The organism is Craterilacuibacter sp. RT1T, from assembly GCF_023502145.1.
GTDB lineage: Bacteria > Pseudomonadota > Gammaproteobacteria > Burkholderiales > Chromobacteriaceae > Craterilacuibacter.
In genome coordinates this window covers 139,249-165,867 of record NZ_JAMFLI010000002.1, presented here as the reverse complement: position 1 = coordinate 165,867, position 26,619 = coordinate 139,249, and the positions used below count along the sequence as shown (strand labels likewise).

General features: G+C 61.2%; 20 protein-coding genes. 13 read left to right on the top strand and 7 right to left on the bottom strand.

What is annotated here, in order from left to right:
- The first annotated feature begins 38 nt into the window (after positions 1-38).
- The 10 genes from M3P88_RS04650 to M3P88_RS04605 all read left to right on the top strand — a co-directional run bounded on the left by M3P88_RS04650 (position 39) and on the right by M3P88_RS04605 (position 13,705).
- Positions 39-1,208, top strand: a complete 1,170-nt coding sequence (locus M3P88_RS04650) for an isovaleryl-CoA dehydrogenase (RefSeq protein WP_249614885.1) — start codon at positions 39-41, stop codon at positions 1,206-1,208.
- 75 nt (positions 1,209-1,283) lie between these two features.
- Positions 1,284-2,882 (top strand): carboxyl transferase domain-containing protein, encoded by a 1,599-nt coding sequence (locus tag M3P88_RS04645; protein ID WP_249614884.1) that lies wholly within the window; start codon positions 1,284-1,286, stop codon positions 2,880-2,882.
- A gap of 20 nt (positions 2,883-2,902) precedes the next feature.
- Positions 2,903-3,688 carry an enoyl-CoA hydratase/isomerase family protein gene (locus M3P88_RS04640; RefSeq protein ID WP_249614883.1) on the top strand — a complete coding sequence of 262 codons (786 nt, stop codon included), beginning with the start codon at positions 2,903-2,905 and terminating at the stop codon, positions 3,686-3,688.
- Positions 3,688-5,640: an acetyl/propionyl/methylcrotonyl-CoA carboxylase subunit alpha gene (locus tag M3P88_RS04635; protein WP_249614882.1), complete on the top strand. Its 1,953-nt coding sequence runs from the start codon at positions 3,688-3,690 to the stop codon at positions 5,638-5,640. The genes M3P88_RS04640 and M3P88_RS04635 overlap by 1 nt, the downstream gene beginning before the upstream one ends.
- Positions 5,641-5,725: 85 nt before the next feature.
- Positions 5,726-8,248, top strand: coding sequence for a sensor domain-containing protein (locus M3P88_RS04630; protein ID WP_249614881.1), 2,523 nt, complete (start codon positions 5,726-5,728; stop codon positions 8,246-8,248).
- Positions 8,249-8,475: 227 nt separating this feature from the next.
- Positions 8,476-9,387 (top strand): hydroxymethylglutaryl-CoA lyase, encoded by a 912-nt coding sequence (locus M3P88_RS04625; RefSeq protein WP_249614880.1) that lies wholly within the window; start codon positions 8,476-8,478, stop codon positions 9,385-9,387.
- Positions 9,388-9,527: 140 nt separating this feature from the next.
- On the top strand, positions 9,528-10,076 hold the full coding sequence (locus M3P88_RS04620) for a VOC family protein (protein ID WP_249614879.1): 549 nt from the start codon (positions 9,528-9,530) through the stop codon (positions 10,074-10,076).
- Positions 10,073-11,086 (top strand): fumarylacetoacetate hydrolase family protein, encoded by a 1,014-nt coding sequence (locus M3P88_RS04615; RefSeq protein ID WP_249614878.1) that lies wholly within the window; start codon positions 10,073-10,075, stop codon positions 11,084-11,086. The genes M3P88_RS04620 and M3P88_RS04615 overlap by 4 nt, the downstream gene beginning before the upstream one ends.
- Positions 11,083-11,724, top strand: a complete 642-nt coding sequence (maiA, locus tag M3P88_RS04610; protein WP_249614877.1) for a maleylacetoacetate isomerase — start codon at positions 11,083-11,085, stop codon at positions 11,722-11,724. Before M3P88_RS04615 ends, maiA begins: the two co-directional genes overlap by 4 nt.
- A gap of 25 nt (positions 11,725-11,749) precedes the next feature.
- Positions 11,750-13,705: an acetoacetate--CoA ligase gene (locus M3P88_RS04605; RefSeq protein ID WP_249614876.1), complete on the top strand. Its 1,956-nt coding sequence runs from the start codon at positions 11,750-11,752 to the stop codon at positions 13,703-13,705.
- A gap of 64 nt (positions 13,706-13,769) precedes the next feature.
- Here the strand turns inward: M3P88_RS04605 and M3P88_RS04600 are convergent, their stop codons facing one another.
- The 5 genes from M3P88_RS04600 to M3P88_RS04580 form a co-directional block, all read right to left on the bottom strand.
- Complete coding sequence (locus M3P88_RS04600) at positions 13,770-16,511, bottom strand: ImpA family metalloprotease (RefSeq protein ID WP_249614875.1); 2,742 nt, start codon at positions 16,509-16,511, stop codon at positions 13,770-13,772.
- A 242-nt stretch (positions 16,512-16,753) separates the two neighbouring features.
- The gene (locus tag M3P88_RS04595; RefSeq protein ID WP_249614874.1) at positions 16,754-18,406 is read right to left on the bottom strand and encodes an ArnT family glycosyltransferase; all 1,653 of its coding nucleotides are present in this window, start codon (positions 18,404-18,406) and stop codon (positions 16,754-16,756) included.
- Positions 18,407-18,504: 98 nt separating this feature from the next.
- On the bottom strand, positions 18,505-18,720 hold the full coding sequence (gene rpmE / locus M3P88_RS04590; protein ID WP_124734304.1) for a 50S ribosomal protein L31: 216 nt from the start codon (positions 18,718-18,720) through the stop codon (positions 18,505-18,507).
- A 130-nt stretch (positions 18,721-18,850) separates the two neighbouring features.
- Positions 18,851-20,224, bottom strand: coding sequence for a cysteine--tRNA ligase (gene cysS, locus M3P88_RS04585; RefSeq protein ID WP_249614873.1), 1,374 nt, complete (start codon positions 20,222-20,224; stop codon positions 18,851-18,853).
- 93 nt (positions 20,225-20,317) lie between these two features.
- Positions 20,318-22,003 (bottom strand): glutamine--tRNA ligase/YqeY domain fusion protein, encoded by a 1,686-nt coding sequence (locus M3P88_RS04580; protein WP_249614872.1) that lies wholly within the window; start codon positions 22,001-22,003, stop codon positions 20,318-20,320.
- Between the two features lie 158 nt (positions 22,004-22,161).
- Between M3P88_RS04580 and ppk2 the strand changes: the two genes are divergently transcribed.
- Together ppk2 and M3P88_RS04570 are read left to right on the top strand one after the other, a co-directional pair.
- On the top strand, positions 22,162-23,202 hold the full coding sequence (ppk2, locus tag M3P88_RS04575) for a polyphosphate kinase 2 (RefSeq protein ID WP_249614871.1): 1,041 nt from the start codon (positions 22,162-22,164) through the stop codon (positions 23,200-23,202).
- 60 nt (positions 23,203-23,262) lie between these two features.
- Positions 23,263-23,688 (top strand): Ivy family c-type lysozyme inhibitor, encoded by a 426-nt coding sequence (locus tag M3P88_RS04570; RefSeq protein ID WP_249614870.1) that lies wholly within the window; start codon positions 23,263-23,265, stop codon positions 23,686-23,688.
- A gap of 51 nt (positions 23,689-23,739) precedes the next feature.
- On the opposite strand, the gene M3P88_RS04565 is transcribed toward M3P88_RS04570, so the two are convergent.
- Positions 23,740-24,057 carry a YkgJ family cysteine cluster protein gene (locus M3P88_RS04565; protein ID WP_283773112.1) on the bottom strand — a complete coding sequence of 106 codons (318 nt, stop codon included), beginning with the start codon at positions 24,055-24,057 and terminating at the stop codon, positions 23,740-23,742.
- Between the two features lie 425 nt (positions 24,058-24,482).
- On the opposite strand from M3P88_RS04565, the gene M3P88_RS04560 reads away from it, so the two are divergent.
- On the top strand, positions 24,483-24,689 hold the full coding sequence (locus tag M3P88_RS04560) for a YMGG-like glycine zipper-containing protein (RefSeq protein ID WP_249614868.1): 207 nt from the start codon (positions 24,483-24,485) through the stop codon (positions 24,687-24,689).
- An 81-nt stretch (positions 24,690-24,770) separates the two neighbouring features.
- Here M3P88_RS04560 and M3P88_RS04555 read toward each other — a convergent pair whose 3' ends face one another.
- The gene (locus M3P88_RS04555) at positions 24,771-25,820 is read right to left on the bottom strand and encodes a nuclease-related domain-containing protein (RefSeq protein WP_249614867.1); all 1,050 of its coding nucleotides are present in this window, start codon (positions 25,818-25,820) and stop codon (positions 24,771-24,773) included.
- Positions 25,821-26,619: the final 799 nt, after the last annotated feature.

Sequence of the window (26,619 nt, the reverse complement as noted above, 5' to 3'; positions counted from 1 at the left end):
GTAACTCATGATCAAGCAAAACAAGGAGGAGACACACCATGACGGCACCCTGCGACTTTATGCTTGATGACACCTGCCGCGCCCTGCGTGAGGCAGTACGCGAGTTTGCCGATCGCGAAATTGCACCGCACGCCGCTTCGATAGACCGCGACAACCTGTTTCCGGCCGAGCTATGGCTTAAGCTGGGCGAAATGGGGCTGCTTGGCATAACCGCCGCAGAAGAATATGGCGGCGCAGGCTTGGGCTATCTGGCCCATATGGTGGCCATGGAGGAAATCTCCCGCGCCTCGGCCTCGGTCGGCCTGTCCTATGGTGCGCACTCCAATTTGTGCGTCAACCAGATTAGCCGCAACGGCAATACGCAACAAAAGCAGCGCTACCTGCCCCGCCTGATTGCCGGCACCCACATCGGCGCGCTGGCCATGTCCGAACCCAATGCCGGCTCGGACGTAGTCAGCATGAAGCTCGCGGCCACCCGCTGCGGCGACAGCTTCATGCTTAACGGCAGCAAGATGTGGATTACCAACGGCGGCGACGCCGATGTGCTGGTGGTCTACGCTAAAACCGACCCGGCCGCCGGTGCGCGCGGCATCACCGCTTTTATCGTCGAAAAAGGCATGGCCGGTTTCAGCCACGGCCCCAAGCTCGACAAACTGGGCATGCGCGGCTCCAACACCTATCCCCTGTATTTCGATAACTGCGAAGTACCGCTCGCCAATGTGCTGGGGAAAATCGGCGGCGGGGTGAATGTATTGATGAGCGGTCTCGATTACGAGCGCGCCGTACTGTCGGCCGGCCCCTTGGGCATTATGCAGGCCTGCATGGATCTGACCCTGCCCTATCTGGCCCAGCGCCAGCAATTCGGCCAGGCCATCGGCGACTTCCAGCTCATGCAGGGCAAGCTGGCCGATATGTATGTCCAGCTCTCGGCCAGCCGTGCCTACGTCTATAGCATCGGCGCGGCGCTGGATGCGGGCGCCAGCGGGCGCAGCGTACGCAAGGACGCGGCCGGCGTCATCCTGTATGCCGCCGAAAACGCCACCCAAATGGCGCTGGATACCATCCAGTGCCTGGGGGGCGTCGGCTATACCAACGAGCTATCCGCCGGCCGCCTGCTGCGTGACGCCAAACTCTACGAGATCGGCGCCGGCACCAGCGAAATCCGCCGCTGGCTGATCGGCCGCGAACTGATGGCCGAGCAGCGCTAATCAGGGTATGGGACGGGGCGCATCACCGTTGCGATGCCCCATCCCTCCCCCCACTCTCTACTCCCGACTTCAATCATGCCCATACTCGAATCCTCTTTACTGGTACGTAGCGCCGCTTTTCTCGCTAATGGTGCACGCATGCGCGAGCTGGTCGATGAGCTTTGCGCCCGCGTGGCGCAAAGCGCTGCCGGAGGGGGCGATGCCGCACGCACCAAACATACGGCGCGCGGCAAGCTGTTGCCGCGAGAACGCATCGACCTGTTGCTTGACGCCGGCGCACCGTTTCTGGAGCTGTCGCAACTGGCTGCCTGCGGCATGTATGGCGACGAAGCACCCGGCGCCGGCATCATCACCGGCATCGGCCGCATCTCGGGCATCAACTGCGTCGTCGTCGCCAATGACGCCACGGTCAAGGGTGGCACCTACTACCCGATGACGGTAAAAAAACATCTGCGCGCACAGGAAATCGCCCGCGCCAACCGCCTGCCCTGCGTTTACCTGGTCGACTCCGGCGGCGCATTTTTGCCCTTGCAGGACGAGGTTTTTCCCGATAAAGAGCACTTCGGCCGCATTTTTTTCAATCAGGCGCAACTGTCTGCCGCCGGCGTGCCGCAAATCGCGGTCGTGATGGGCTCGTGCACGGCCGGTGGCGCTTATGTGCCGGCCATGAGCGATGAAACGGTGATTGTGCGCAACCAGGGCACCATCTTTCTGGGTGGCCCACCACTGGTGAAAGCGGCAACCGGCGAGGTGGTAAGCGCCGAAGAATTGGGCGGGGGTGAGGTGCATACCCGCATCTCCGGCGTGGCCGACCATCTGGCCGAAAACGACGGTCATGCGCTGGCCATCGCGCGGCGCATCGTCGGCAACCTTAACTGGCCGGCAGCAGCAAGAGGGGAAACTGTGCGCGCCTTGCCGCCTCGCCATGACCCGGCCGAACTGTATGGCGTGATTCCGGCCGACAGCAAGCAGCCGTTCGATGTGCACGAAATCATTTTGCGTCTGGTCGATGATTCGGCATTTGACGAATTCAAGGCCAACTACGGCAGCACGCTGGTCACCGGCTTTGCCCGCCTGAACGGCCACCAGATCGGCATTATTGCCAATAACGGCATCCTGTTTTCCGAGTCGGCGCTTAAAGGCGCGCACTTTGTCGAGTTGTGCTGCCAGCGCAAGGTGCCGCTGCTGTTTTTACAGAACATCACCGGCTTTATGGTCGGCAAGAAATACGAAAACGGCGGCATCGCCCGCGACGGCGCCAAGCTGGTCACGGCGGTCGCCTGCGCCGCGGTGCCAAAGCTGACCGTCGTCATCGGCGGCAGCTTTGGCGCCGGCAACTACGGCATGTGCGGGCGCGCCTTCGATCCGCGCTTTTTGTGGATGTGGCCCAATGCGCGCATCTCGGTAATGGGCGGAGAGCAGGCCGCATCGGTTCTGGCCACCGTCAAGCGCGAACAACTGGGCGACCACTGGAGCCGCGAGGCCGAAGAAGCATTCAAGGCACCTGTGCGCGAGCAGTACGAGCGCCAGGGCCATCCTTTTTACGCCAGCGCCCGGCTATGGGATGACGGCATTATCGACCCGGCACAGACCCGCGACGTACTGGCGCTGGCGCTGGATGCCTGCCTGTCCACCCCTATTCCCGACACGCGCTTTGGCGTGTTCCGCATGTGAGGCCCGCCATGGAGAGCACGATGCTGGAAATCGAACACCATGCAGCCATCGCCACCCTGTGGCTGAATCGCCCCGCGCTACACAATGCGCTGAATGAAGCCCTGATCGATGCGCTCACCCATGCCATCAACACGCTGGCAAACGATGCCGGCGTACGGGTCATCGTACTGGCCGGGCGCGGCGCGAGCTTTTGCGCAGGTGCCGATCTTGACTGGATGCGCCGTGCCGCCGCCTTTAGCGAGGCGCAGAATCTGGCCGATGCACAAGCGCTGGCCGGCTTGCTCAAGACGCTGTACCGCTGCCCCAAGCCGGTCATCGCACGCGTGCATGGCGCAGCACTGGCCGGCGGCATGGGGCTGGTCGCCGCTTGCGACATTGCCATCGCCACACCCGAAGCCCGCTTTGGCTTGTCCGAGGTGCGCCTGGGGCTGATTCCGGCCACCATCGCGCCCTATGTCAGCGAAGCCATCGGTATGCGCGCCATGCGCCGCTACACATTGTCGGCCGAACGCATCCCTGCCGACACCGCCTGGCGCCTGGGCCTGGTGCACGAGATTGTCGCAGCGGACAGGCTGGACAGCAGCATCGCGGCGCTTGCCCGGCAACTGCTGCAAGGCGCGCCGGGCGCGCTTGCCCAGAGCAAACAGTTGCTGCGCGCGGTGGCCGATGGCTCAACCAGCGATGACACGCTTCTAGCCGAAACCGCCGCCCTGATTGCCCGCACCCGTGCCGGCAGCGAAGCGCGCGAGGGACTCGCTGCCTTCTTCGATAAACGCCGCCCCGCCTGGCAAGAGGAGCAAGACTGATGCTGGCCAAGATTCTGATCGCCAACCGCGGCGAAATTGCCTGCCGCATTATCCGCAGTGCCCGCGCGCTGGGCATTGCCAGCGTCGCGGTCTATTCGGAGGCCGACGCGAACGCGCAGCATGTGCGCCTGGCCGACGAGGCGGTGGCCATCGGCGCGGCCGCTGCCGCCGAATCCTATCTGCGTGCCGACAAGATCATTGCCGCCGCGCTCAGCTGCGGCGCCGATGCCATCCACCCCGGCTACGGTTTCCTGTCGGAAAATGCCGCATTCGCCCGTGATTGCAGCGCCGCCGGCCTGATTTTTATCGGCCCACCAGCCTCGGCCATCGAGGCCATGGGTTCCAAATCGGCCGCCAAGCGCCTGATGGCCGACGCCGGCGTGCCGCTGGTGCCGGGCTACCATGGCGAAAACCAGGACGACACCCTGCTGGCCGCGGAAGCCACGCGCATCGGCTATCCGGTGCTGATCAAGGCCGTGATGGGTGGCGGCGGCAAGGGCATGCGCGTGGTCGAATCCGGGGCCGAATTTGCCGCGGCGCTGGCCTCGTGCCGGCGCGAGGCGCAGGCAGCCTTCGGCAACGATGTGGTGCTGCTGGAAAAATACCTGCAGCGCCCGCGCCATATCGAGATCCAGCTGTTTGCCGACAGCCACGGCCACGCGGTCTACCTGTTCGAACGCGACTGCTCGGCCCAGCGCCGCCACCAGAAAGTCATAGAAGAAGCACCTGCGCCCAACCTGGCAGCAGCCACGCGCCGCGCCATGGGCGAGGCCGCCTGCGCCGCCGCGCGCGCCGTCGGCTATGTCGGTGCCGGCACGGTCGAATTCATTGTCGAACCCGATGGCCGCTTCTATTTCATGGAAATGAATACCCGGCTACAGGTCGAACATCCGGTCACCGAGATGATCACCGGACAGGATCTGGTGGCGTGGCAGATCCGCGTCGCCGCCGGCGAGGCACTACCGCTGGCGCAGGACGACATTCCCCTATCCGGCCATGCCTTCGAAGCGCGCATTTACGCCGAAGACCCGGACAAGGGCTTCTTGCCGGCCACCGGCACCCTCACCCACCTGCGCCTGCCGCAAGGCTCGGCACGGGTGCGCCTCGACAGCGGCGTGATCGAGGGCGACACCATCTCGCCGTGGTATGACCCGATGATCGCCAAGCTGATTGTCTGGGGCGAGACGCGCGACATCGCGCTGCAAAGCCTGCGTCATGCACTGGCACAGTGCGAGATCGCCGGTGTCGCCTGCAATACAGCCTTTCTGGCACGCCTGGCGGCCCACCCCGACTTTGCCGCCGGCAGTGTCGACACTGGCCTGATCGCGCGCGCCGAAGCCGAACTGCTGCCAGGCGCAACGGCACCCGCGTCGTGGCAACTCGCGCTGCTCTCGCTTGCCGAAGCGCTAGACGGCGGCAAGGGCTGGCGCCTGAACGGGACGCTGCGCCGCCACTTCGACTGGCAGGTCGCCGGGCAGCTACACCGGGTGAGCGTGGATTATCTGGCCGACGGTTTTACCGTCACCACGGCGTCAGCCTGCGCGCACGCACGCGCCAGCCTGGATCAGGGCGAGCTAACGCTGTGGCTGGACGGACAGCGCCATCAGGCACGCGTCATCCGTCACGGCCATAGCCGTACCCTGTTCAGTGGCAGCGAGCGCCTGCTGGCCCAGCTTGCCGACCCCTATGCCTACGCCAGCGCCGAGACGCAAGGCCACGCCCACCTGCGGGCACCGATGCCGGGGCGGGTGCTCGCCCACCTGAGCAATACCGGCAGCCACGTCACCCAGGGCACCCCGCTCTTGATACTGGAGGCGATGAAGATGGAGCACACGCTAAGGGCACCGGCCGATGGCGTAGTCAAGGCCTACCTGTTCCATCCGGGGGAACAGGTCAGCGATGGCGATGAACTGGTCGACTTCGAAACGATGCCGCAGGCACAGCCTGCTTGAGTTTAATCAACAATTGTTGAAAGTTATCGGCAAATAACTTCCAAAAATTTTAAGATAGGGAAAACCACCTACCCAAACAGACTTGATGAATGCATTACCCAACGCGCAGACTGCCATTGCCCCCACCCTTGCGCTGACACGCGCCGGGGTTTTTGCCTTAATGGACAGCATGCCCGGCATCGCCATTCAGGGCCACGACAGCCAGTACAAGGTGGTGTACTGGAACGATGCCAGCACCCGGCTTTACGGCTATAGCCGGGCAGAAGCCATGGGCTGCGACCTGCTGACGCTGATTATCCCGCCTGCCGAACAGGAAAGCGTGCGCGCCATCTTCGCAAAAGCCATGGCCCGCGAAACCCTGCCGGTGACCGGAGGCGGGATTCATTGCCATCAAGACGGGACACCAATAGCCATTCACACATCCCAGGCGCTGGCGCGGGTCGATGCCGGCGAACTGTTGCTGTTTTCCTTCAGCGTCGACGAGCGGCCACGCCAGCGACTGCTGGACAAACTGGCCGAACGCGAGGCACTGCTGGATTCGGTGATCCGTCACGGCAGCAATATCTGCTTCATCAAGAACTGGGATGGCCAGTTTCTGCTGGCCAATCAGGCACTGGCCACGCTATATGGCACGACCGTGGAACAGATGACCGGCAAGAGCGACGCCGACTTCAATCCCAATGCCGAACAGGTGGCCTTTTATCTGGAGAATATCCGCGAGATTATGCGTTCTGGCCAATCGCGGATAGTGATGGAAACATCCACCGACGTCACCAACGGCCAGATCCGCCATTTCCAGTCGACCAAAACGCCGTTTACCAATGCCCATGGCCAGGCATGCGTTTTGGTCATCGCCAACGATGTCACCGAACTGCTACAGGCACGCGAGGCGGCAGAACAGGCCAGGCAAAGTGCCGAAGACGCCTGCAAGCGCCTCGACTACGCGCTGACCACCATTGATGAAGGCGTCTGGGACTGGGACCTGCCCAGCGGACAGGTCCGCCACAACCATAAATGGTGTGCATTACTGGGGCTGGATGACCGCTATCTTGAACACGAACTGGCGGTCTACAGCAATGCCATTCATCCGGACGACCGGCCGCAAGTCTTTGCCGCGCTGGACAGCTGTCTGAAAGAAGGCATTCCCTACCGTGCCGAATATCGGATGCTGCATCAAAATGGCAGCGAAATCTGGGTGATTGATCGCGGCGACGTGGTCGAACGCGACCAGGAGGGCCGGCCGCTGCGCGTTGTCGGAGCGCTGCTTGACATCAGCCAGCGCAAACAGGACGAAGAACAGATCCGCAAGCTGGTTTTCTACGACCCGCTGACCCACCTTGCCAACCGCCGCCGCTTCAACGAACGCCTGCCACAGGCCTTGTCGCGTAGCGCCAGCAGCGGCAGGCATGGCGCATTGCTGTTTATCGATGTCGACCACTTCAAGACCATCAACGACACACGTGGCCACGAAGTCGGCGACCTGCTGCTGTGCCAGATCGCGCAATTGCTGTGCCGGCACAGCCGGCAACAGGATCTGGTTGCGCGTCTGGGCGGGGACGAATTTGTCGTGCTGGCGGAAAACCTGTCATGCGACCAGACTAGCGCGCGCCACGCGGCACAACACCTCGGCCAACAATTATTGCAGGCGATCAACCGGGACCTGACCCTGGATGGCATGCCCTACAATAACAGCATCAGCATCGGCGGCACCCTGTTTAGCGGTAACGCGGAAAGCCATGCCGACCTGCTGGCGCAGGCCGACCTCGCGCTGTATCAGGCCAAGCATCAAGGCCGCTCACGCATCTGCTTTTTCCAGCAGGCCCTGCATGAAACAGCCTCCCAGCGCGAACAGTTGCGCCAGCAATTGCATCACGCGCTAAGCAATCATGAATTCTTCCTTGCCCTGCAGCCGCAGTTCAATACCCGGCAACAGCCCATCGGCGCCGAAGTGCTGCTGCGCTGGCGCAACGCCAAGGGACAGCAGGTCGCTCCGGCCGACTTCATCCCCTGTGCCGAGGCATACGGGCTGATCCTGCCTATCGGCCGCTGGGTATTGCTCGAGTCCTGCCAGCTGCTGGCCAGCTGGCAATCCAGGCCTGCCCTGTCTGGCATGGTGCTGTCGGTCAATATCAGCGCCCGCCAGTTCCAGCAGGCGGATTTCGTCAGTGATGTCTTGGCCATTCTGGCCGAAACCGGCGCCCCTCCAGCGCGGCTGAAGCTTGAACTGACCGAGAGTGTGCTGCTGGACAACCTGGGCGATGCGGAAGCCAAGATGCGCTCGCTGTGCACCCACGGCATCCGTTTCTCAATGGATGATTTCGGCACCGGCTACGCCTCGCTGACCTACCTGAAACGGCTGCCGCTGTCCGAGATCAAGATAGACCAGGAGTTTGTCCGCGATATCCATAGCGACAGCGACGATGCTGCCATCGTCGATGCCATCCTCGCCATGGCGCGTGCGCTGAAGCTTGGCGTCGTGGCCGAAGGCGTGGAAACCGAAGCGCAGTTTGCCTATCTGGCCAGCGGGCAGTGCGACATCTATCAGGGCTATCTGCTGGGCCGCCCCGGCAGCGTCAAAACCTTCGAAAGCCTGCCAAACCGGGCCTAACCCCCGCCGCCATCATCGCCATCAGCCGGGCATACGCGAGGATGCAGAGGCAAGCCCGCCCGCATCCCCAAGGATGGCCCAAACCGGCATCCGCCGCGCTCCGTGCACATCCGTGTTGCCCGAAACCCCACAGACTCTTGCCGGCACCACTATTTCGCCCGCCACAAATTGACGTTAACGTAAGCGTTACTGCAAGATAAAGACCTTGCCGCAGATGGAGCACGCAAATGCCTCAAATCAGACTGGTTGAAGTCGGCCCGCGCGACGGGCTGCAGAATGAAAAACAGCCCGTCACGCGGGCGGGCAAACTCGAACTGATACAGCGCCTTGCCGCTTCTGGCCTAACCCATATCGAGGCCGGTGCCTTCGTGTCGCCACGCTGGGTGCCGCAAATGGCCGACAGTGCCGAGGTGCTGGCCGCACTGGATCTGGCAGGGCCAGTGCATTACCCGGTGCTGGTGCCCAATGAGCAAGGGCTGGATGCGGCACTGGCTGCCGGTGCGCGCGAAATTGCGGTTTTTGGCGCCGCCAGCGAAAGCTTCAGCCGCCACAACCTGAACAGGGGCATCAACGACAGCCTGAGTGCCTTTGCCGCGGTGGCCAGGCGGGCGCTGGATGCGGGATTGCGGGTACGCGGCTATGTCTCCTGCGTACTGGGCTGTCCGTACGAGGGCGAAATCGCCCCCTCCCAAGTCGCCCGCGTGGCCGCGGCGCTCAGGGAAATGGGCTGCTACGAAATCTCGCTGGGCGACACCATCGGGGTTGGTACGCCAAACCGCGTACACGAAATGCTATCTGCCGTGCAAAAGCGGGTACCCGCCGCACAACTGGCCGGGCATTTTCACGACAGCTACGGCATGGCCATTGCTAATATTGTCGCAGCGCTGGAAATGGGCATCCATACTTTTGACAGCTCGGTGGCCGGCCTTGGCGGCTGCCCGTACGCGCGCGGCGCATCGGGCAATGTCGCCACCGAAGACGTGCTGTGGCTATTGCAGGGCATGGGCTTGCAAAGCGGGGTCGACTTGCAGCAGGTCGTCGATGCGGCGTGGTTTATCAGCGACATCTTAGGCAAAGCGCCCGTCTCGCGCGTCGCACATGCGCTGGGTCGCAGCCCGAATACGGTGAGCGGCAACTAAGCCTGCCTATTATTTGGCATTATTTTCCCTGTTTTGAGCCGACAAAGGCATGACCTGTCTCCCGCTAAACCGCCATCCGCTTTAAGCTGGCATCCGGCGGCGGCGTTACAGGCCGCCCGCCTTTATCAGGAGACCCTGCCATGCTGGTTCAGAAAATCCACCATGTCGCCTATCGCTGCCGCGATGCGCGCGAAACCGTTCACTGGTACCAGACCCATCTGGACATGCGCTTTGTGCTGGCCATCGCCGAAGACCGCGTGCCCTCCACCGGTGAAGCCGACCCGTATATGCATGTGTTTCTCGATGCCGGCGGCGGCAATGTGCTGGCTTTTTTCGAGTTGCCCACCCAGGCGCCGATGGGGCGCGATCCGCATACGCCGGCATGGGTCCAGCATCTGGCGCTGGAAGTCGAGTCGCTGGAAGTGTTGCTGGCCACCAAGCAAAAGCTGGAGGCGGCCGGCATCAAGGTCATCGGCCCGACCGATCACACCCTGTTCCAGTCCATCTATTTCTTCGACCCCAATGGCCACCGGCTGGAACTGGCGGCCAATACGGCCCGCCCCGGCATGCTGGCCGAGCTTTACCGGGTCAAAGACGCCATGCTCGACGAATGGTCACGTACTAAAAAAGCACCGACCCACGCACGCTGGATGCACGACGGCAGCTGGGATAAGGAAGACAACAGATGAAACTGGCCACACTGAAAAGCACCACCCGCGACGGCACACTGGTGCTGGTTTCACGCGACCTTAAGCGCGCGCTGGCCGTGCCGGACATCGCCGCCACCTTGCAGGCGGCGCTGGACAACTGGGCGCAACTCGCCCCCCGGCTTGCCGAACTTGCCACCGCGCTGGAAGCCGGGCCCATCGCCGGCGAGTTTGCCTTTGACGAGGCAGCCTGCGCCTCGCCCCTGCCGCGCGCCTACCAGTGGGCCGACGGCTCAGCCTATCTTAACCATGTCGAACTGGTGCGCCGCGCCCGCGGCGCCGAGATGCCCGCCAGCTTTTACACCGATCCGCTGATGTATCAGGGCGGCTCGGACAGCTTTATCGGACCGCGCGCAGCCATACGCGCTGCCAGCGAAGACTGGGGCATCGATTTTGAAGCAGAAGTCGCCGTCGTCACCGGCGATGTGGCCATGGGCGCGGATGTCGCCACCTGTGCCCGCGCCATCCGCCTGATCATGCTGGTCAATGATGTGTCGCTGCGCAATCTGATTCCGGGCGAGCTGGCCAAGGGTTTCGGCTTTTTCCAGTCCAAGCCGGCCTCCAGTTTCTCGCCGGTCGCCGTCACGCCGGACGAACTGGGCGCGGCATGGCAGGACAGCAAGCTGCATCTGCCGCTGCAAGTCAGCCTCAACGAGCAGGCTTTCGGCCACCCCAATGCCGGAATCGATATGGTGTTCAGCTTTGCCCAACTGATCGCCCATGTCGCCAAAACACGCGATCTGGTCGCCGGTTCCATCATCGGCTCGGGCACCGTGTCGAATAAGCAAGGCAGCCTCAATGGCGCCAAGGTCGAACACGGTGGTGTCGGTTTTTGCTGCCTGGCCGAAGTGCGCATGCTGGAAACCATAGAGCAAGGCGCGCCCGCCACGCCCTTCATGCGCTTTGGCGACTGCGTAGAAATCCGCATGCATGACCGCGCCGGCCGCTCCATCTTCGGCAGCATCATCAACCGCGTGGAGCGCTCAAAATGAAGCTTTACGGCTACTGGCGCAGCTCGGCGGCCTATCGCGTGCGCATCGCGCTGGCGCTCAAGGGTCTGCCCTATCAGGCACAGGCGGTGCATCTGGCGCACGCCGAACAGCACCACCCCGACTACGCCGCACTGAACCCGCAGCAACTGGTGCCGCTGCTCATCGACGACGACGGCAGCCGCATCAGCCAGTCGCTGGCCATTATCGAGTATCTGGACGAGACCCGACCTGCCATCCCCTTGCTGCCGGCCGATGCCAAGGGCCGCGCACAAGTGCGTGCGCTGGCGCTCTCCATCGCCTGCGACATCCATCCGCTGAACAATCTGCGCGTGTTGAACTACCTCAAGGCCGAACTGGCGCTGGATGAGGGCGCCAAAAACGCATGGATTGCGCACTGGATCAGCCTGGGGCTGGGCGCACTGGAAAGTCGGCTCAGCCAAGCGCAGCCCGCTAGCCGTTTTTGCCATGGCGAACAGCCCGGGCTCGCCGATTGCTGCCTGATTCCACAGCTTTACAATGCGCGCCGTTTCGCGGTGGAGCTCGCGCCCTACCCCCGGCTACTGGCGATAGAGGCCGCTTGCAGCGCACTGCCGGCCTTTGCCCAGGCCCATCCGCAACAACAAGACGACGCCGGCTAAGAGCGGCCGCCATCAGGAGAAACGCATGCAGGACACCCCGCTATGGAGCCCGCGCCCCGAGCGCATCGCAGCTAGCCATCTGACCGCGTTCACCCGCCTGATGGCGTCGGTCAGCGGCGCTTCCTACCCCGACTATGCCAGCCTGTGGCAGGCCAGCATCGAGCAGCCGGAAACCTTCTGGTCGCTGCTATGGGACTACGGCAAGGTGATCGGCGACAAGGGCAAGACCCTGCTGCTGCACGGCGACAGCATGGCATCTGCCCGCTTCTTCCCCGAGGCCAGGCTGAACTACGCCGAAAACCTGCTGCGCCGCGATGACGAGGCGCTGGCCTGCGTATTCTGGAGCGAAGACAAGATCAAGCGCGAGATGCGCTATAGCGAACTCAATGCGCTGGTCTCGCGCTTGCAGCAAGCCATGCGCGGCATGGGCATCCAGAGCGGTGACCGTGTGGCCGGCTTTGTCACCAACCAGCCCGAGACCCTCGCCGCCATGCTCGCTTGCGCCAGTCTGGGTGCGATCTGGACCAGTTGTTCGACCGATTTCGGGCTGGATGGCTGCCTGGACCGCTTCGGCCAGACCGAACCCAAGCTGCTGTTTTGCCCCGATGGCTGCTGGTATAACGGCAAGGCGATCGATCTGGCGCCGCGCGTCGCCGCCCTCAGTGCCGCCCTGCCCAGCGTCAGCCGTGTCGTGGTGCTGCCTTATCTGGGTGAAGGCGAGACTTTTGCCGCCCATGTCGGCAAGGCCGAAACGCTGCAGGCTTTTATTGCCGCCTACCCGGCGCGCAGCATCGAATACACCCGCGTGCCGTTCAACCATCCGCTGTTCATCCTTTACTCCAGCGGCACCACCGGCAAGCCCAAGTGCATCGTGCATGGCCACGGCGGCACTTTGCTGCAGCACCTGAAAGAACACCAGCTGCACGCCGATATTCATGCCGGCGATACCCTGTTCTACTTCACCACCTGCGGCTGGATGATGTGGAACTGGCTGGCCTCCGGCCTTGCCAGCGGCGCCACCTTGCTCACTTACGACGGCTCGCCCTTTACCGGCGCAGGCCGGGTATTGTGGGACTATGCCGAGCAATACCATTGCAGCCATTTCGGCACCTCGGCCAAATATCTCGACAGCCTGCGCAAGCTGGAACTCAAGCCGGCCGAACACTGGCGTCTGGACGCCTTGCGCGCCGTTTTTTCCACCGGTTCGCCGCTGGTAGCCGAGAGCTTTGACTGGGTTTACGCCCATATCAAGCGCGACATCAATCTGGCCTCGATCTCGGGCGGCACCGATATCGTGTCCTGTTTTGCGCTGGGCAATGCCTGTCTGCCGGTATGGGCCGGCGAGTTGCAATGCCGCGGTCTGGGCATGGCGGTGGATGTGCTGGATGAAGCCGGCAAGCCGCTACGCGGACAAAAGGGTGAACTGGTGTGCAGCCAGCCCTTCCCCTCCATGCCGGTCGGCTTCTGGAATGACCCGCAAGGCAAGCGCTACCATCAGGCTTATTTCAGCCGCTTTGCCGGGCTGTGGGCCCATGGCGACTATGCCGAAATTACCGCCCACGACGGCCTGATCATCTATGGCCGTTCGGATGCGGTGCTCAACCCGGGCGGCGTGCGTATCGGCACCGCCGAAATCTACCGCCAGGTCGAAGCCATCCCCGAGGTGCTCGAGAGCCTGGCCGTCGGCCAGCGCTGGCAAGGTGACGAGCGGGTGGTGTTATTCGTACGCCTGCAGGCGGCCGCCACGCTGGACAGCCAGCTGGTCGAACGCATACGCCGCCAGATCCGCGACGGCGCCAGCCCGCGCCATGTACCGGCGCGCATTATTGCCGTGGCCGATATTCCGCGTACCCAGTCCGGCAAAATCGTCGAACTGGCGGTGCGCAACATCATTCATGGCGAGCCGGTCAATAATGTGTCGGCACTGGCCAATCCTGATGCGCTGGCCCTTTACCGCGATTTGCCCGAGTTGCAACTGTAAATTGAAAAAGGGGCGTGACCACCTATCCGTGACCACGCCCCGCTTTGAACACCAGTCCTACGGATCAGAATGGATAGGCCGCCATGCCCGAGGCCAGATTCAGCCAGCGCCCGCTGGCCAATTGGTTGCCCTTGCCCGGTGCCAGCGCGTAAAACACCTTGTCCTGCAGCGGCAGATTCAAGTCTGCCACCGAGTCCAGTGCCGTTGCCGATAGCGGAATACCGTACATCTCGAACAACTGCCTCAAATCACGCCCGATGATTTTCGACGACAGCACATACACCAGTTCGTGATTACTGATGGTGTTGCTCGCGTAGCGTCCCATCCCGTACTTGTTTTTGTTAAGCGGATCCCAGGCACTGCCTACCAGACGATCGCCCTTGGACAGCAAGGTGAAATACTCGAGGCTGGTCAGCAAACCGGGCTGCAGTTCGCCATGGCGCGTCTGGGTATAGAGGAAAGCCAGCTGGAAATGCACCGCACGCATGGCGTTATGATTCTGCCCGCTACCAATCCAGAACCAGTTATACATATCCTGCTGCAAAGCGGCCCCCGTCAAACCCGTATCCAGCGAACGCTTGGCCGCGACATACAGCGCCTTATGGTCGATGCGGTCACCATTCACATCGATGCCGGTCAACGCGAACTGTCTTAAGGCACTGGCGTTGGCCAGAATATTATTGTCGCACTCGACCACGCAGCCCTTGCCCTCAAACACCAGCTTTTGCGAGCGCGGTACCGTGTTATGCCCCAGCTCATGCCACCAGCCCCAACCCGGCGCCAGACCGGCCGCACCATCGGACGGATTGCCCGAACACAGGAAGCCGCATTGCGCCAGCCAGCCGACAAAATGCTGGACCGAAGGTGCGCGCTGTTTGCCGCCCGTGCACTCCCAGCCAAATTCGGCACACAGCTGGGCGACCCGCTCTTGCATCGCCATATTGCTGTAGCCATTGGCAAGATGGTTGCTGTCGAAAATCCGCCCCTTGAGCTCATCCAGCACATAGGTTTTCGGGTCTTTGTTGCCGATAACGCTCTTGGCCTTGGCGATGGTCTGCTGCACTTCGCCGCCTTCAAACTTGGCCGTCTGCCAGCCAAAATCGCCACGCTGCAGCGCGGCGACGGCATCGGCCTGCTCGCTCTCATCAACCGGACGGGTAAAGTCGAAATGGGCATAACGGGTTGCCCCCTTAATGCGCAGCTTCACGCTCTTGCCGGCCGTCGCGCCGCTATAGTCCAGAAACAGCGGACCACCCCAAGGAAAGACGACGGTAGTGAGCTGACCGGGCTTGAGTTTGACCTGATGACCATCCGGATAACGGGCACGGTCGTAGTTGTCGGACAGCGGATTGCCGCGCGCACGAATAAAGCCGATACGCACCCCCAGATAAGCGGCGCCCCCGTCGTCCAGCACCTCAATCTGAACCGCTTTACCCGGTAAGGCGCCACGTCCTATCGCTGTCTTGCCCCCCGCTTGTGCGATGGTGACCTCGACCTCTTCCGCACCTTGCGACGGGCTGATGTTCTCGACCGCCTGCGGCATCCAGTCACCATAGGTCTTGGGGGTGGTGGTATTGGCACGTACGGCAAACGACCAGGAGTCCGATGCCAATGCCCGTAGGAAACTCGCGGGCTGGCTGTTGCGGTTGAGCGGACCATAATCGATTTCACGGCGCCAGACATCGGCCCATAGCACTACATAACGCAGAAAATCGGTCGATGCCGTCTCGAACAAGGGCGTGCCGGCGCTTTGGTAAGCATTCTTTTCCTGGGCGATACGATCCAGCGCCGCAATATGGGCACTCAGATCCCCAGCAGGCAAGGCATCATTTGCCAGTGCATCGATCAGCGCAATCCGCGAGGAGAACGCACCCCGGCTGTCGACCTTTTGCAAAGACTGCGCTGCCGTGCGCGTCGCGGCGACCGCACCACCTGCCCAATACTGCCCGCCATAGTCAGGGCTAAGCGTCAGCCCCATGGCGGCCGGGATCTGCTGCGCGCCGTAGTTCCAGTTGGACTGCACATACAGCACCGACTTGCCGGCCGCCAGATATTTTCTGACCTGTGCGGCAGATGCTTCGGTATTCGTGCTGCCCTGGCCGAAGACAAACAGATCGATGTCCTGCCAGCAACTGTTCTCCTGCGCCACGGCACAGGTAACAGGCTCGGCAATGCTATCCGCACGCTTCAGGAAGCCCGCCATATTGGCGGCGGAATAGGCATGCGTGGCATAACGCACTTTGGCCGGCAGGCGCTCGTCGCTTGCACGCCCGGTCAGCAGCCAGTTCATGCTGCGCTTAAAGAAGGGAAAATACCCCTGCTGCGGCCGGCCTGCATCCGCCATATTCCACAACACATCACCGCCCCAGCCGATGGCGCGCCCGCTGCCAACCTCGGCCAGCGCAGCCATCACCGCCCCATTGTCGGCAATCACCAGGGGCGCCGCATTCTCGCTGGCAGGCCAGATTTGACGGCTATTACCACCAAAGTCATAGCCCTGCTGCACATCGCCCTGCAACATCGGCTCCAGCAGGCGCAACTGGTTCTGCCTGGCGTTTTCCGCCAGTAAACGCGCCCCCGCCAGCAAGCCCTGATGCGCATCCAGCGGCAAGTCACCCGGGTTGCCACTGGCAACCGCCTCGGCGATCGGCTGATAGGGGTAATAGGTCTCTACCGCCGCACCCAGCCCCGCCACCGGGGCGGGTGCGTCCCCCTCCCCACCCTGCTTGCCGCCTGCCGTGCCATCACCGCCACCACCCAGGCAGCCGCTGAGCAGCAGCACGGCTGTCAATTTCAGATACTTCACGACCTTCTCCTTTTTGTTATTAAAATCGCCAGAAAAAAATGTCAATGGCAATTTGGTCGCGGATTGTAAATTAAAAAGTTTAAATTTGCAGCATTATTAAAATCAAATACAAAAAGATAGATTATTAATGGGCTCAACATTTGCCATTGCACACACCCCGCACATTCACCATGCTCTCTTTGGCAGACAAAAAAAGGGCGGCACATCGTGCCGCCCTGCCTATTTGGATCCGACTCAAGCACTCAGGGCTGACGCCTGAGCAGACCATATTGCTCATCCTTGTCACGCGGCCGCGCGCCACTCCATAACACCTGCCAGCCCGGTTCGGCCAAACCTTCGTCGCGCGTACGCATCACCAGCAGCCAGTCACAAGGCGGGGTTTCACCCGCCACATAAGGCTTGAGTTCGAGGCCGGCGTAATACTGCCAGCTCAGGCGCGCCATGCCGTTACGGCTGTCGGTAGCGACGCACTGCACATCATCCGGCAGCACCGCCATCATTTTATCGACCACCGGCCGGTAGCTTTTGGCGGCATCCAGCCACGGCAGCCACAAGGTCATGCCCAAGCCCCAAAACAGGGTAATGCCGGCGGCCCAGTTGGTCACCGCCTGCCGTCCGCGCAAATGGCGGCGCGTCACCGCCCATAACCAGCCCAAGGTCGCCAGCAAGGCAAAACCGGCGGCAATAAACGAGATATGCGGCACATAGTAAGGGCTGAAATAGTGCGCGCGACCGGCCAGACGCTCGGGCCAGCCGAAGTTCATCGCCAGCCAGCCCAGCCATACCAACAGGCCGAACAGACCGAAAGTCATCAGGCCAAACCAGTTCAGAAAAGCCGCGGCGCCGCGGCGCAGGGTATCCAGTTCGGCAGCGGCCAGAATCGCCAGCGGCAGCAGCAAGGGCAAGGCCGACTCGCTGGATTGGCGGCTGGACAGGGTCAGCACCAGCATGCTCACTGCAAAGGCAAGCAGCGGCAGCTGTATCAGCGGCCGCTTAAAGCGCCGGATGCGGTAGCTGCGATATAGCGTCCACAAGGCTAAGGGCCAGGCCGGGAAGGCATACCACAAAACAGTCTTGGAGTAGTAACCAGGCTCATGAAAAAAGGCAAGCCGGGCAAAGCCGTTGAACGGGCCTAACGCAAACGCATCCAGCCACAACTGAAAGGCCAAAGGATGACTGCTTTTAAAGCCGACCAGCCATAGCGAACACAAAGGGACGGCAATGAGCAGCGCCATCAATAAGGTGATCGCGTGACGCCTGCTGCGCCATGCAGCAAACAGCGGCAGGCTGAGCGCCAGAAGCCACACCAGCGCCACTTCGAATGCGCTGGTCGACAGCAGCAGCCAAACGCTGGCCAAACCCAGCAAAGCCCCACCCAATGCCGGCGCGCGCAGCGCCAGCGTCAAGCCGTAAAAGGCGGCGGCAAAGCCGGTAAAACCGGCGACGACCGGATTCATCTCGTGCCCGGTCACAATCAGGCCAAAACAGCCGATCAGGATCAGCACCACACTGCGGCCATGGCGGCGGCCGATCAGCTCGCGCCCGGCCCCACCGGCAAAAGCCAGACCCGCTGCCATGCAAAACGGTGTCGCCAGCCGGATGGCATCATGCACCGGCAATAGCCATGGCGAAAACAGCTTGGCAAAACCGGCACCCAGCCAGTAATACAGCGGGGCGTCGCGCAAGAAAGCCTTGCCGTCCAGTGCCGGCACCAGATAATTGCCGCTGGAGAGCATCTGCTGCACCACCGCCGTCACCCACGGCTCATCCGGGCGCCAAGGATCGTGGCCGAGTATGCCCGGCCACAGCCAGATAAAGGTCAGCAACAGCAATAGCCATGGCCGTTCGGTCGGCAACGGGGCCGTATTGTCATGATTCGGGGTATAGGTCAGCATTTGCGAGCCTGGCCATAGGAGGCAGGGAAAAAATCAGGGTAACAGAAAATGAAAAAGGCAGCCTAGGCTGCCTTTGACTGCATACATTCTGCCAGCGATTAACGCTTGTAGAAGTTGCTGAAACGCTGGTTGAAGCGGTCAACACGGCCTGCGGTGTCAACAATCTTCTGCTTGCCCGTGTAGAACGGATGGCACTGCGAGCACACTTCGATCGTGAATGCGTCTTTAGCCATGGTGGACTTGGTGGTGAACTGGTTGCCGCAAGAGCAAGTTACCGACAGGTCTTTGTAATTCGGGTGGATTTCTGGTTTCATCATATTTCCTTGGGTTACGGGTGCAGGGGTTTTGCCTGCACTGCTTGGAGAAAGCGGGGATTATCCGCGCTTTGGCAAGGCTTGACAAGCCTTGCTGCGACGACACGCCGCCACAGCAAGGCAAAACAAGTTAAGCGCGACGCCAGGTAGTGGTGCCGGCACTGTCTTCCAGCACAATACCCTTGGCGGTCAGCTCGTCACGAATGCGGTCGGATTCTGCCCAGTTTTTCGCTGCGCGCGCCTCGCGCCGCGCGACGATCAGTGCCTCGACCTCTGCCGCAGGAATCTCGCCCTCGGCCACCCCGCCCTGCAGGAAGGCTGCGGGCTCACGCTGCAGCAGCCCTAACAAGCCGGCCAGATCCTTCATCAGGCGCGCCAGCGCGACATCCTTGCTCTTGTTGACTTCACCGGCCAGCTCGAACAGCACCGCCACGGCTTCCGAGGTATTGAAGTCGTCATCCATCGCCGCCTTGAAGCGTGCCGCATACGGATGGCTCCAGTCGATACCGGCGGACTCCGGCAGATCCAGGTCCCGCAAGGCGGTATACAGGCGGGTCAGCCCCTGGCGCGCATCCTGCAGGATGCCGTCGGTGAAGTTGACCGGACTGCGATAGTGGCTACGCACGATAAAGAAGCGCACCACTTCGCCATCGAAATGCTGCAACACATCACGGATGGTGAAGAAGTTGCCCAGGCTCTTGGACATCTTGGTGCCATCGACGTTAATAAAGCCGTTATGCAGCCAGTAGTTGACGTACTGGTGGCCATGCGCGCCCTCGGACTGGGCAATTTCGTTTTCGTGGTGCGGGAATTGCAGGTCTTCGCCGCCACCGTGAATATCGAAATGCTCGCCCAGATGGAAGCAGCTCATCACCGAACATTCGATATGCCAGCCCGGACGCCCCTCGCCCCACGGGCTGGTCCAGGACGGCTCGCCCGGCTTGGCCGCCTTCCACAGCACGAAGTCCATCGGATCGCGCTTGAAGGGGTCAACCTCGATGCGCTCGCCGGCACGCATATCGTCCAGCTTCTTGCCGGAGAGCTTGCCGTAACCGTCAAACTCGCGCACCGCGTAGTAGACGTCACCATTGGCGGCGGGATAGGCCTTGCCGTTGGCGATCAGCTGCTCGATCATCGCGATCATGCCCGCAACGTGCTGGGTAGCGCGCGGCTCGAACGTCGGCGGCAGCAAACCCAGCGCAGCCGCATCCTGATGCATGTCGGCAATCGTACCCTCGACCAGCGCCTGCGGCAGGATGCCGCGTTCGGCCGCGCGCTTGATGATCTTGTCGTCAATATCGGTGATATTGCGCACATAGGTCACGTCGTAACCGGAAGCCTCAAGCCAGCGATAAATCACGTCGAACGCCGCCAACATCCGCGCATGCCCGATGTGACAGAGGTCGTACACCGTCATTCCGCACACGTACATGCGTACCTTGCCAGGTTCGATCGGGTGGAAGACCTCTTTCTGTCGGGTCAGGGTGTTGTATAGGCTCAGCATGGTAGTAAAACCTGTCTTTTTGCTTCAAAAAATCCGGCAGGACATCCGTCCTGCCGTCTGCGGTAGCGACAGCTTGTGGCCGTCGCCGGGTACTTATTTGGCCCAGGTGTCTTTCAGGCCCACGGTACGGTTGAATACCGGCTTGGCGCCTGCCACATGGTCAATGCGGTCGGTCACAAAGTAGCCGACACGCTCGAAGTGGTAACGTGTCTCAGGCGCGGCGTCTTTCACCGCCGGCTCGACATAGGCGGTCATGGTCTTCAGCGAGTCGGCGCTCAGGAAGTGACGGAAGTCGATATATTCGCCATCTTCGCCGCGCACCGCATCTGGGCGTGCTTCGGTAAACAGGCGCTCATACCAGCGCACCTCGGCTTCCAGCGCATGCTCGGCCGAAACCCAGTGAATCACGCCCTTAACCTTGCGCCCTTCCGGATTTTTGCCCAGCGTATCGTAGTCGATGCTGCAGCGCAGCTCGGTGATTTCGCCGGACGCATCGGTCACGACTTCGTCACACTTGACCACATAGCTGTAGCGCAGACGCACTTCGCCGCCCTCGATCAGGCGCTGCCATTTCGGCGGCGGCACGGCGGCAAAGTCGTCGCGCTCGATCCAGATTTCGCGCGACAGCGGCACATCACGCTCGCCAAGCTCGGGATGCTTGGGATGGAAAGGTGCGCTACGGCTGCCGGCCAGCGCCGCATCAAAGTTGGTCAGCGTCACCTTGAGCGGATTCACCACCGCCATCACGCGTGGCGATTCGCCTTCCAGCGTATCGCGCACGGCACCTTCAAGAATGCTCATATCGACCACGTTTTCGCTACGCGACACACCGATGCGCTGTGCGAACAGGCGGATACCCTCCGGGCTCATGCCCCGGCGGCGCATGCCGGCGATGGTGGGCATGCGCGGGTCGTCCCAGCCGGACACCACACCATCAACGACCAACTGGTTGAGTTTGCGCTTGGACGTCAGCGCATACATCAACTCAAGGCGCGAGAATTCATACTGGCGCGGATGGCAAGCGATGGAAATATTGTCCAGCACCCAGTCGTATAGCGGACGGTGGTCTTCGAATTCCAGCGTGCACAGACTATGGGTAATGCCCTCCAGCGCGTCGGAGATGCAATGGGTGTAGTCGTACATCGGATAGATGCACCACTTGTCTCCGGTACGATGGTGATGGGCACGGCGGATGCGGTAGATCACCGGGTCGCGCAAATTGACGTTGCCCGAGCTCATATCGATCTTCAGGCGCAGGGTCTTGCTGCCGTCGGCGAATTCACCGGCCCTCATACGGGTGAACAGGTCGAGGTTTTCTTCAACCGAACGGGTGCGGTACGGGCTTTCACGGCCGGGTTCGGTCAGGCTGCCGCGATAGGCACGCATTTCTTCGGCCGACAAATCATCGACAAACGCCTTGCCCGCAGCGATCAGTTCCAGCGCGTAGTCATACAGCGCATCGAAATAGTCGGAAGCAAAGCGCACATGGCCGTCCCACTTAAAGCCCAGCCACTCGACGCCTTCCTTGATCGCCTGCACATACTCGTCCGACTCTTTCTCGGGGTTGGTATCGTCCATACGCAAATGACACTTGCCGGCATAGTCTTCGGCCAGACCGAAGTTCAGGCAAATGGACTTGGCGTGGCCGACGTGCAGATAGCCGTTGGGCTCGGGCGGGAAGCGGGTCACGATGGACGCGTGCTTGCCCGACGCCAGATCCGCGTCGATAGTAGAACGAATGAAGTTACTGACAACTGGTGCGCTGTGTTCCGTGCTCATTTTGAATGTCTGTTGCAAACGTCGAATCGGGGAATTGTAACCGATCAGGCGATTCTTTCCGAGCACTGCAATTTGCACCCTGTTTTGCCGCGCCACACTGCAAAAAACCATGCTAGCATCATGGATGCAAACAAAATCATTCAAGGAGAGGTCCACTCATGAACCCGGAAACAAATCCTGTCATCACCGACGTGCCGGTTAAGGAGAGCACGGCTGCCGCACCGACAGCCAAACCGGCCCGGGCTCCGCGCAAACCGCGCGCGCCACGCACGCCAACCGCGAGCGCCACGCAAAAAGCACATGAGCAGTCGGTCAGGGATATCGAAGCCATCAGCCATGCCCCGGTTGCCACGCTCATTGCCAAAGCACCACCGGGCAGCAGCGAGGACAGCACCGAAGCGCCGCTGCCGGCAGACTACCCCTACCGCACGCGCATGCGCCGCGCCGAATACGAACGGCAAAAGGCCGAACTGCAGATCGAACTATTGAAAGTGCAAAACTGGGTACGCGAAAGCGGCCAGAAAATCGTCGTCCTGTTTGAAGGACGCGATGCCGCCGGCAAAGGCGGCACCATCAAGCGCTATATGGAACACCTGAATCCGCGCGGCGCGCGGGTGGTGGCGCTGGAGAAACCAACCGAAGTCGAGCGCGGCCAGTGGTATTTCCAGCGTTATGTGCAAAACCTGCCGACGGCAGGCGAGATCGTGTTCTTTGACCGCTCCTGGTATAACCGCGCCGGCGTCGAACGGGTGATGGGCTTTTGCAGCCCGACCGAATACCTGGAATTCATGCGCCAGACCCCGCAAATCGAACGCATGCTGGTCAATAGCGGCATCCGTCTATTCAAGTTCTGGTTCTCGGTCAGCCGCGAAGAGCAATTGCGCCGCTTTGTCTCGCGCCGCGACGACCCGCTCAAGCACTGGAAACTGTCGCCGATCGACATCCAGTCGCTGGACAAATGGGACGATTACACCGCGGCCAAAAAAGCCATGTTCTTCCATACCGACACCGCCGATGCGCCCTGGACCGTCATCAAATCCGACGACAAGAAACGGGCACGCCTTAACTGCATCCGCCACTTCCTGCATCTGCTCGACTATCCGGACAAGAATCCGAAAGTCGCCTGCCTGCCGGACGCTCGCATTGCCGGGCCGACCTCCTTGCTAAGCGATATGGAAAAGGATGTAGGCAGCTTCTAAAGCGAGATGGCGCCGCTGGCGGCGCCATCTCTCCCACCAAAAACACAGCAGAAACACAGCATGAAGCATCCACTCGTCTTCGGCCTGCTCTTTGCCGGCCTTGCCACCTGCGCGCATGCCGCAGACCGCTATCAGACCTATCTGTTCGATGTCGTCAAACAGGAGCGCGGCCTCGCCGGCAGCATCAAAAAGGAAATCGAAAAAATCCAGCCCGGCAACTATGCTGCGCTGGCTTCAGGGCCACAAGCACCGGGCGAAAAACTCACCCTGAACGGGCAGACCTACTACCTGTACAGCATGTGCGAGCAACACAACTGCGCTGACAATAACGCCGCAATCTTTTACAGCCCCAAAACCCGGGATCTAGCCGGCTATGTCTTTCAAAGCGACTGCAGCGTCAAAACCTTCGGCAACACCAGCAGCGCCATGCAAAGTGCACTGGCGCAATACCTGGGCACCGATGAGAGCCTGAACCGCTGCAAATAAATACGCACCGGCCCCTCCTCCCTCGCGGGAGCGCCAGCCAAACCGTGCGGATTATGCTGGCAGCGCCTGCGGGACGCTTAAGCCCCAGCGTTCACGGGCACGCAGGCACTGCGCATCCCCCTCGCGCACATCATGGCACGTTGACGGCCGATCCGGATAAATGGCGCACGACACCTGTACCCCCACCTCGCCTTGCAAAGCCACGCACAGAGGCAGATCAGACCAAGTGCCGCGCATGCAACGGCGCCATGGATCAAGCGCCTCGGTGAGTTCGGCCGGGACAGTGCCGCCGCCATCGCTGGCTTCGGCCCAATAAAAAGACACGCGAAAACTGGCGCAGCAAGCGCCACAGGATTGGCATTGCGACATACAGACAGGCAAAAACAAGAACATTCAAGCGGCTGATTTTACAAATCTGCCTAAAGAAAGACAAGAAAATATCCATATCGACTAATTAGACACTGACGCAGCGCGCGAAGTGTAAAAAGGCAGGCACGGGCTACAACAAAATAACGGTTATGCGACACCGCTGTACGCTGATCAGCACGACGCCTGTCGTTCAGGCTTTTATGCTTGAACGCACAACGGCAGGATGCGAACCTAGCGAAGGATGTCGCTCTCTTTCAATGTTATCGTCCATGCCCAGCCTGTTCCCCGATGCTGAGCCGTCTGCGGCACTTGCATCCATCAAGGGCGACAGGCTTCATCCACAAGGGCGATCTAAACCGGGCAGTTGGATCGATGCCGCCGGGCACAGGCTGATCCACCCTACCCACTACCCAGGAGTACTCATCATGAAAACCACCTTTACCCGCTCGCTACTGATCCTCACTCTCGCGGCAAGCATGGCCGGCTGCGCCGGCATGAGCCAAAAGCAAAAGAATGCCGCTGTTGGTGCCGCCATCGGCGGCATCGCCGGTTCGGTACTGACGAATGGCGGCACGCTGGGCACCGTAGGCGGCGCCGCCATTGGCGGTGCCATCGGTCACGGCGTCAAGTAAGCCCCAGCAAAAATCCCCGCCTGCGCGCAATACACAGGCGGGGATTTTCATTGGCGGACAGACATCCCGCCCCCTAGTTCATCAATCTGCCAACTGCAATATGGGGCTATCGTTCCGGTGCACGACCTCGGACAGCTTGCAGGGCGCACACTCGGCAAACAGCACGTGCTCCTCTTTACGCAGCTTGACCTGACGGCCGCACTTGCGGCAATCAAGCTTGATATTGGTATTCTCGGCGCAATCTAGGCATTTAAAGTAATAGCCGTATTTGCCGTAGCGGAACTCCAGTTGCTGCGAACTACACTTGCGACACAAGGTGGCGTATACCTTGCGCGCGGTGCCCGCCCCCAGCAATCCGGCTAATAAACCTGCGGGTTTTAGCCGGTCACCCACATACTCCAGATGCGATAGCGGTGCAGGTTTTGCTTCGCTCGCGCGTGCCCGCACAGGCACCGCATCCAGCGCAACGGCAAAATCATCCGCCTGCGGTCGCGGCGCCGGCTTCGCACTTGGCGCCACCGCAACCTCCGGCGCCGCAGCAATCATCTCGCGCGGCGCGTGCATACGGCACATATAATCGGCCAGTACCTTACGGAACTGCGCAGGAAAGCGCTCGTGCGCGGTAGCCAGCCGCGTGCGGATACGCTCGCCGACCAGCTCGGCTTTACACACCTCGGCTACCACCTGTTCCGCTGGCGGCAAGAAGATGCCGCGACTGGAAATGGCCACCAGATAGCCGATTTCCAGCGCATCGATCACCTCGGGCTGACGCGCAAACTTGCGCAGATATTTGCGCAAAAACTCGCACTGCAAGCTGGCCTGAACCAGCGGAGAAGCCATGCCGCTGGAACGATCCTGATACCAGCGCAACCACTGGCCATCAGCACGCATCTGCACTTTGCCGGCGACACTCTTGCTCTCGACCACCGTGAGCCCGGCCTTATGAATCAGCACATGGTCCATCTGCGCCGCATCACCATCAAGCTCAAGCCGGACGTCGTGCAGCACCAGCACATCCGGATCATCAGCAAAGTAACGACGCAAATAAAACGCCATCTCCCGCTCGGCCTCATCACCCGCCTTCTGCTTCCAGTCACGGGCAGGGGTCTGGATTTTTTCCTTGATAATCATCGCAGCTCGAATTCAATTTGCACAAAATTTAAGCCGATTTTACGACAATTACGTACCCCTGTCGCGAAGCACCATCCAAGGCGTGCCACCCACACGCTACGCATCACCAGCAGCACTGGGCTATCGCCCTCCCCGTAGCCGTGGCGAAAGCAGTGGTTTTGAAAGCTGGCTTTGGCGCGGGATTTAGAAGTGGCTTCGGGTCGCCTTTTCTTTCGGCCATTTCTTTGGCTATGTCCCCGTTACGAGTTGGCGCAGACAGGTTTTGGACCGTTTGTGTCCGCTACGCGGACGTTTTTTATTGCCGCTTCCGCTGACCGAGCGCGGCAAGCGCAGCGGCGCGAGCCTAACGGGGATTGCCTACTGACGCACAAAGAACTTACGGTGCAAACGCCATTACACCTAGCCACGCGCTCCCGTTTTAACGCTTGCTTCGCGGTGGGTTACGCCGCTGGCCAGCGGCTAACCCACCCTACGACTACGACCCAGTTCTATGCATCACCAACAAGAATGGGGAGCATCCCTCCCCGTAGCCGCGAGCCGCGGCGAAGCTGGCCGCCAAGGTTTTAAGCCGCCCTTTGTTTGAGCGATTCGACGCTAGCGAATCGCGAGTTGGGCGGCGCCTTGGCGGACGGCTTTGATGCGGGGTTTCGAAGCGGCTTCGGGTCGCCTTTTCTTTCGGTCATTTCTTTTGGCGAAACAAAAGAAATGACCCCGTCCGCCGCGCGGAAGCGGCATTAAAAACGTCCGCGCAGCGGACTCAAAACCAAATTTACACAAGCCACACCAAATGGATTACCCC

What these genes read in the sequence shown, in the direction of transcription:
- M3P88_RS04650 (WP_249614885.1), top strand. Translation starts at nt 39, where the DNA reads ATGACGGCACCCTGCGACTTTATGCTTGATGACACCTGCCGCGCCCTG.
- M3P88_RS04645 (WP_249614884.1), top strand. Translation starts at nt 1,284, where the DNA reads ATGCCCATACTCGAATCCTCTTTACTGGTACGTAGCGCCGCTTTTCTC.
- M3P88_RS04640 (WP_249614883.1), top strand. Translation starts at nt 2,903, where the DNA reads ATGCTGGAAATCGAACACCATGCAGCCATCGCCACCCTGTGGCTGAAT.
- M3P88_RS04635 (WP_249614882.1), top strand. Translation starts at nt 3,688, where the DNA reads ATGCTGGCCAAGATTCTGATCGCCAACCGCGGCGAAATTGCCTGCCGC.
- M3P88_RS04630 (WP_249614881.1), top strand. Translation starts at nt 5,726, where the DNA reads ATGAATGCATTACCCAACGCGCAGACTGCCATTGCCCCCACCCTTGCG.
- M3P88_RS04625 (WP_249614880.1), top strand. Translation starts at nt 8,476, where the DNA reads ATGCCTCAAATCAGACTGGTTGAAGTCGGCCCGCGCGACGGGCTGCAG.
- M3P88_RS04620 (WP_249614879.1), top strand. Translation starts at nt 9,528, where the DNA reads ATGCTGGTTCAGAAAATCCACCATGTCGCCTATCGCTGCCGCGATGCG.
- M3P88_RS04615 (WP_249614878.1), top strand. Translation starts at nt 10,073, where the DNA reads ATGAAACTGGCCACACTGAAAAGCACCACCCGCGACGGCACACTGGTG.
- maiA (WP_249614877.1), top strand. Translation starts at nt 11,083, where the DNA reads ATGAAGCTTTACGGCTACTGGCGCAGCTCGGCGGCCTATCGCGTGCGC.
- M3P88_RS04605 (WP_249614876.1), top strand. Translation starts at nt 11,750, where the DNA reads ATGCAGGACACCCCGCTATGGAGCCCGCGCCCCGAGCGCATCGCAGCT.
- M3P88_RS04595 (WP_249614874.1), bottom strand. Translation starts at nt 18,406, where the DNA reads ATGCTGACCTATACCCCGAATCATGACAATACGGCCCCGTTGCCGACC.
- rpmE (WP_124734304.1), bottom strand. Translation starts at nt 18,720, where the DNA reads ATGAAACCAGAAATCCACCCGAATTACAAAGACCTGTCGGTAACTTGC.
- cysS (WP_249614873.1), bottom strand. Translation starts at nt 20,224, where the DNA reads ATGCTGAGCCTATACAACACCCTGACCCGACAGAAAGAGGTCTTCCAC.
- M3P88_RS04580 (WP_249614872.1), bottom strand. Translation starts at nt 22,003, where the DNA reads ATGAGCACGGAACACAGCGCACCAGTTGTCAGTAACTTCATTCGTTCT.
- ppk2 (WP_249614871.1), top strand. Translation starts at nt 22,162, where the DNA reads ATGAACCCGGAAACAAATCCTGTCATCACCGACGTGCCGGTTAAGGAG.
- M3P88_RS04570 (WP_249614870.1), top strand. Translation starts at nt 23,263, where the DNA reads ATGAAGCATCCACTCGTCTTCGGCCTGCTCTTTGCCGGCCTTGCCACC.
- M3P88_RS04565 (WP_283773112.1), bottom strand. Translation starts at nt 24,057, where the DNA reads ATGTCGCAATGCCAATCCTGTGGCGCTTGCTGCGCCAGTTTTCGCGTG.
- M3P88_RS04560 (WP_249614868.1), top strand. Translation starts at nt 24,483, where the DNA reads ATGAAAACCACCTTTACCCGCTCGCTACTGATCCTCACTCTCGCGGCA.
- M3P88_RS04555 (WP_249614867.1), bottom strand. Translation starts at nt 25,820, where the DNA reads ATGATTATCAAGGAAAAAATCCAGACCCCTGCCCGTGACTGGAAGCAG.